This is a genomic window from uncultured Succiniclasticum sp. (genome assembly GCF_902793885.1).
Taxonomy (GTDB): domain Bacteria; phylum Bacillota; class Negativicutes; order Acidaminococcales; family Acidaminococcaceae; genus Succiniclasticum.
Window position 1 is genome coordinate 21,030 of record NZ_CADBFF010000030.1, and the last position, 6,000, is coordinate 27,029.

The 6,000-nt window shown below is 45.1% G+C and carries 2 protein-coding genes; one reads left to right on the plus strand and one right to left on the minus strand.

Annotation, left to right across the window (positions count from 1 at the left end; genetic code table 11):
• Positions 1-252 precede the first annotated feature (252 nt).
• Entirely contained in the window at positions 253-1,800 is a 1,548-nt protein-coding gene (locus QZV31_RS11720) for a hypothetical protein (RefSeq protein WP_295360824.1), read from the minus strand.
• A gap of 450 nt (positions 1,801-2,250) precedes the next feature.
• Between QZV31_RS11720 and QZV31_RS11725 the strand changes: the two genes are divergently transcribed.
• Positions 2,251-6,000 (plus strand): ESPR domain-containing protein (locus tag QZV31_RS11725; protein ID WP_295360826.1); only part of this gene is annotated, 3,750 nt, incomplete at its 3' end.

Below are 6,000 nucleotides of genomic sequence, written 5' to 3' on the forward strand. Positions count from 1 at the left end.
TAGGTACTCCTTATATGTTTTGCAAAGAATCAGATTAAATCTGTAATACCTTATTATATCACATTTTGCGTGCTGCGTTACTCTGAAATGCAATAAAACTGTGAAAACAGTCTGTCAGAAATGGCAGGCTGCTTTTTTTGCTATATAGGAGTGGTTTTGTATTTGCGCTAACGAAAAATGCCCGGCCACGTGACGTGACCGGACGGACGATTTGGATTAGGGAACGATTGTATTTCGTTTTCCTGTCCTTTTTCATTTGTCTTTTTTCGTTTCCATCGCGCTTTTCAATTTATCAATATACTGCTGCAGCCTTTTTTCGGATTCTTCCCGGGAGGCTGCACTTTTTGTCAGCTGGTTCAGGTATTCCCCGAAGGAAGAGATCATGAACAGTTCCCTGGTGTAGAACATGACGGAAGGGGACTGGGTACTGAAAAGCAACACGCCGACCGGACTGCTCACGATGGAATAGGTGGGCGACAGGGGCCTTCCGCTGACCGGATCGATGGCGCCCGGCGGCAGCACGACGGCCTGATAGGATTTGGATGATTTCATCCACTGCAACGCGCTGGTCAGGATCTGCAGATACTCTTCCGGCGTATAAAACAGCGGCGGCAGCCCGAACAGGACGGAGAGGGGTACCGGTACTTTCCCCTTTAGTACAGTGGAGATCTCCGGCAGGCAGATGATATCCTTAATGTCGCCGGCAGGAGCCTTGCCCCGCAGAAACAGCCACTTCTTATGATTGGCCAGGTACTCGCTGAAATCCTGGCAGCCGGGCCGGGTGGACAGATTTTCCGCCACGGCGTCCGGCAGGGTGATCAGGGACGGGGTGATGTGTAACTGCATAAGGGGGTCCTTTGCTTTGCGGAACGTGCCCAGCACCGGAATAATCTTCAGGAAACTGGACGGGGTAAAAATCTGCATGAGCGGCTGGCACATGGCCAGGAAATCATTGAACTCCTGCTCCAGCGCATTGACCGCCACCGGATCGTTGGTGAGAATATTCAGCCGGTTTACCCCGGGGTTGCCGGTGCTGTGGGCCATGATGGCCGATTTTCCTTTGGCGATGAACAGGGTGCGCTGGAACACATTGTCCCGCAGCCGGGAAGTGTAATAGGGTTCAATAGCGCCGGCGGCATACAGTGGCGCCCACTTGGACACGGCCTCCACCATTTCCTCAAAGGAACGGTTGATGGTGTGGACGATGACGATCCGGCTGCCGCGTTGCAGCAGTTTAATGAGCAGCATGCCCCATTGCTTTGCAAATTCCGGGTTCTCGTAGATCCATTCCATGCGTTCTTCCGAATGGAGCAGAAGGGTCACCGGTTCGTCCGCCATAACCAGATCTGTCAGAAAACGGATGACGCACTGACGCTTGCCCTCATTGCCCGGATAGTAGTTTGTGACGTAAGCCTCCGCAGAAGCACCCGTACCGTTAGCCGGTATCCCATCCGGATCCGTCTTTCCCAGATAATGATTCAGTTCTTCGTGATTGATCTGCCTGCCTTCACCCAGCCAGGCGGCAAGTAACAGTGTGGCATCTTCCAGTGATTCCGGCCAGGGCTTGCCGGGGCAGAGCTGTGCGGCCAGGACCCGCTTCTGGGACGCCGTGCGGACCGCCCGGGCGAAAAAGCCGGCGGCCGGCAGAATAAATTCGCGATGACTGGGCAGGCCCCGCTCGCCGTTCCGGATGCGGCTGATGTGGGACGCATCAAAGGCAAGGGCCCGGCTCAGCATGTTGTTCCTGGTTCCGGTAGCCTTCATCAAAAAATTCAGCTTATCTGCAATGAGATGTTTCATGAGCATATCCTTTCCGGCGTATGTGACGCGCAAGGGGAACATCCAATTTCGTAGAAAACGTAAGAAGTACCTATCTGTTAACAGTGTAACATAAAAACAGAAAACAAAGAAGCCGTCAAGCCCCTCCCTCCTGTCAACGAATCGCTTTAGTTCAATAAAGTTTGCGACATTTGAAAAAATGCTTTTGGTTCAGTAACCGTGCCGTTTTATGGATGATTTTAAACAGAAAACTGTTGACAAAAATGACAGTCATGTCAAAAAAATTGTCAATGACAAATGAAGCGGAGAGGTTTAAATCGCCGGAAAATCGTTGTATAATATTTAATGAATAAGTATGTAATTTTCCGTATGTGTCAGATTCCAGTGTTACTGTGATCAGTTGGTGAAGAAAAAGGGAAGGCGTTACCCCACAGATTTAGGTCATCATTGTACTGCAAAGGAGAAGCCACCATGAATAAGATTTACAAAGTGATCTGGAGCAAAGTGAGAAACTGCTACGTGGCGGTGAGTGAAATTGCCATATCGCTGTCGATGGCAGGCGGAGGCATTGCGTGGGCTGCGGAAGTAAAAGAAGTTGATCAACCTTCATTTCCGGTAACAGCAAATACGACCGACACAGTTAGCTATTATAAGCTTGTCAGGGACGGTGGTGGAACTGCAGGCAGTGGAGTAAAATTTACTGTTGGAGATGGCGGAAAAATTAACTATATAACAAGTGCAACAAGCGGAAATATAATTGAAATTAAAAGCGGCGGTGAAGTTGTTTCAAGAATGGAATTTAGTATAGAGGGAGGAGTAAGCAACAACAAAATTACTGTTGAAGGTAATGTTGCAGGCGGTATTAGAGGTGGTAAGAGCGAAAACGAACTTGTAACAGGGAACATTATTGAAGTTAAGGGATCTGGATCTGTAGGAACTTCTAACTATATTCAGGCTATATCTGGAGGATATTCTAAAAATAGTAGTTCAACGAAGAATACTGTTGAAATCAGTGGGGGAACTGTCGAATTCAGTGGTAACATTGTTGGCGGTTCTTCAACAAATGGGGCTGCAGGCGGCAATTCTTCGGAACAAGGTAACACTCTAAAAATTAATAACGGAAATATTACAATAGTAAGATGTGAAGGTATTTATGGCGGGCTTTCAGGTTTAGGCGACGCAAAGAATAATACTGTAACTATTGGAAATAGCTTTGTTAATCAATCTGAATCTGCTTATAATTATGATATACAAATATGCGGCGGTTATATTCGATCTAATGCGTCATCAAGCGATGCTTCAAATAATACTGTAACTATCAGTGGTACCGAAGTCAGTACCACCAATGGTAACACCAAAATAAATGCATCTATATATGGAGCTATTAACAACGGTACTGGGAATGCTTCGAATAATACAGTAATCATTAATGGTGGTATATATTACAATGTGGGGAAAGGCTTGTCTACTACTATTGACATTGGGGGCGCTTATTCATCAGGAGGAAACTCTCAAAATAATAATGTAATCATTACAGCGGGCCAATTCGGCTCAAGATATCGACATCGTGTGATATATGGTGGATTAAGCGGGGGTAGTGGGAAAAATGTCAGCGGGAACAATGTTATACTTGCAGGCGGCAACTTTTGGAGTGATGTTAGTGATTTTAAAATTGTTGGCGGTTACGAAACAAATTCTTCAACTTCAATCAATAATAATACAGTCAATCTGTACGGAAATGTTAGTTTTGTGTCGAATAATAAAGCAGAATTATATGGTTATTATTCAGATAACGAGAATTCAACAGGTACAGGGAACGAGCTGCATATCGGAGGAATAAAAAGCGGTTTAACTTTGCCGGCAACGGTAACAGTTCCTGACGCTTCGCCTTGGACAGGCACAACAAATAACCGGGTAAAGAGTGTTAATAACTTTAACAAAATTGTGCTGCACAAAGTGAAATGGAGCACAAAGCCTGTGCTGGCGGCGGGGAGTTTTAGTAATATTGGAAAACTTGACATTTCAGGCATGGCATTCACAGGAACAATTCAAGAAACAAATGCATATCGTGGAAAGATGAAGTTGCTTGCGTCTGATACAAATAATGATTTTTCTTCCCTTTCTTTGACGTATAATAAGATTTCAGATTCAGCAACACTTGACGGTGCTGCATTAAATGGTACTGCGACTTTAAATAGTACCCATCCAAGTCAGATTGTTAAAGTTAACAATTCAACCAAGCCTGGTGAGGAAATATTCTCTGATTCCAATAATGTTAGATTTTGGTATCGTCCAAACCTTCATAGGGTTTCGCTTGATTCTGCAAATAATTATAAAAATGTTATATATTCAATCGCTGACGAAGTTAGACACATTGCGTTTTTAGGCGCAATAGGATGGAGCACTGAGCCAGCCCTCGTTGCAGATAGCAAGTATGACTTTTCAGAAGTTGAAGATGTGTATGTCAAACCTCTTAGTTTTACTTTCACGCCTGAGCAAGCTGGCGCATTATCCAGCGGCAGCAGTATGACATTACTTTCGAATGCAAAAGGACTGGCTGCAGGAAAGACCATCACTTATGATCCGAATGATACTACAAAGAATAGTATTTCGCAATCAGTTAATTATTCTATTGCCAATGTTGCATCGCTGACAGGAACATTAACAGGTACGGTTGCAACAGTTGCGAATGCAGTGGAGTATACGGCAAGCAGTATGACGCTGGACACTGTGAACTTTGGAAGTTGGAACGGTAGTGCTTCTGGTTCTGTTCCGTCAGGATGGACGGCTTCCGGAACAACTGCGATTAATGCATTAAATTTAATGTTTACAGGATTGTCGAGTACTGTAAATACAAATCCGATGAATAATTCTATGACATTGCTTTCTGGCGCGACGGGGATTACAGGAAATCATATCACGCAGCCTGGCAGTGGAAAAGGCATTGTAACAGTGAGCGGTTATAATGATAATAACGGCGTAACATTTGATGGAAAGGCAAAGGGAACGGTATCGGTTTCATCGAACAATGTAATTTATACGATAAACAGTGTTGCAGCAGATAAACTGACGTTGGGAAGTTTTGCATGGGGCGGTGCTGCAGATACTATGCCGACAGGCTGGACAGCTTCTGTTTCCACGACGATTGATGATACCAATTTTGCTTATACCGGTACAGCAAATACAAAGTTAAAGCAAAACGATACGGCTGTGATTTTGAATGCAACGGGTCTGACAACAAATAGCGAAGTTATCAGAGATAGCGGAGCGTCAGCAACAAAGACCGTTGCTATGGATTTCACAGACAGCAGTGGTGACGGTGCCAGTAGCATACGTTTTACCGGGACGGCCAAAGGTCATGTGGAAGCGGCGGCAGATAAAGTGAATTATGTTGTGGACGGCGCGACGCTGGACAGCATTGATCTTGCAAGTTGGAACGGAACAACTTTTAATCTGGATTCTACGACCTGGGGCTGGGAACTGGCAGATACTTCCAGTGCGGTAACAGCGACTGTAGCTACCGCAGGAATGACAGAACCAAGTGGTCTCTCCGCCGGCGAGAAGAAAGTAATCATTGAGGCAACCGGCACAGATTATTTTGATGGTATTAATATTGGCGAAGGGAATAAATGGAGTGCAGGTACTACGCTTACAGATACTGCTGTCCTTACGAGCGGTGGCGTGACAATTGCCGGAACACAGACTAAAGCTGGCGTAAAGGTAAATGAAGCGAATAAGAAACAGCTTGTTTACGAAGCTTCAAAGAAGAATGCAACAAGTATTACATTGGGTAAAAATTCAGCAGATGCATCATCTCCGGTAACCTATGTCAAAAATGGTACGGCCCGCTCTTTTGATAATACGTTTGACGTAAGCAATGCGGATATCTATGCCGATAACCTGACCTTTACGGACGCCGGTAAAGCGTTAATGGAAACTAACGATACCATGACGATTGTAGACGCCAGCGGTGCAATAGCTAATTCCATTACCGGGCAAAAGCTGCAGACGTTTGTGGGGAAAACATATGTCCCGATTGCTTTTACGGATACGATTACAGGAAAGAATTTAACCTTTGCAGGTGCGCATACGGATACGCTTACCCAGTCAGATGATACAGCTAAATCAAAACTGATTTACACTGTTGGTGCTAAAAATGTTACGACAGCAACACTAAGCGGTGACATTACTTGGGGTGATAATAGCGTTTACTATGAAAAT

Excerpts from the sequence above, each read along its gene's own strand:
- QZV31_RS11720 (WP_295360824.1), bottom strand. The coding sequence starts at position 1,800 with ATGAAACATCTCATTGCAGATAAGCTGAATTTTTTGATGAAGGCTACC.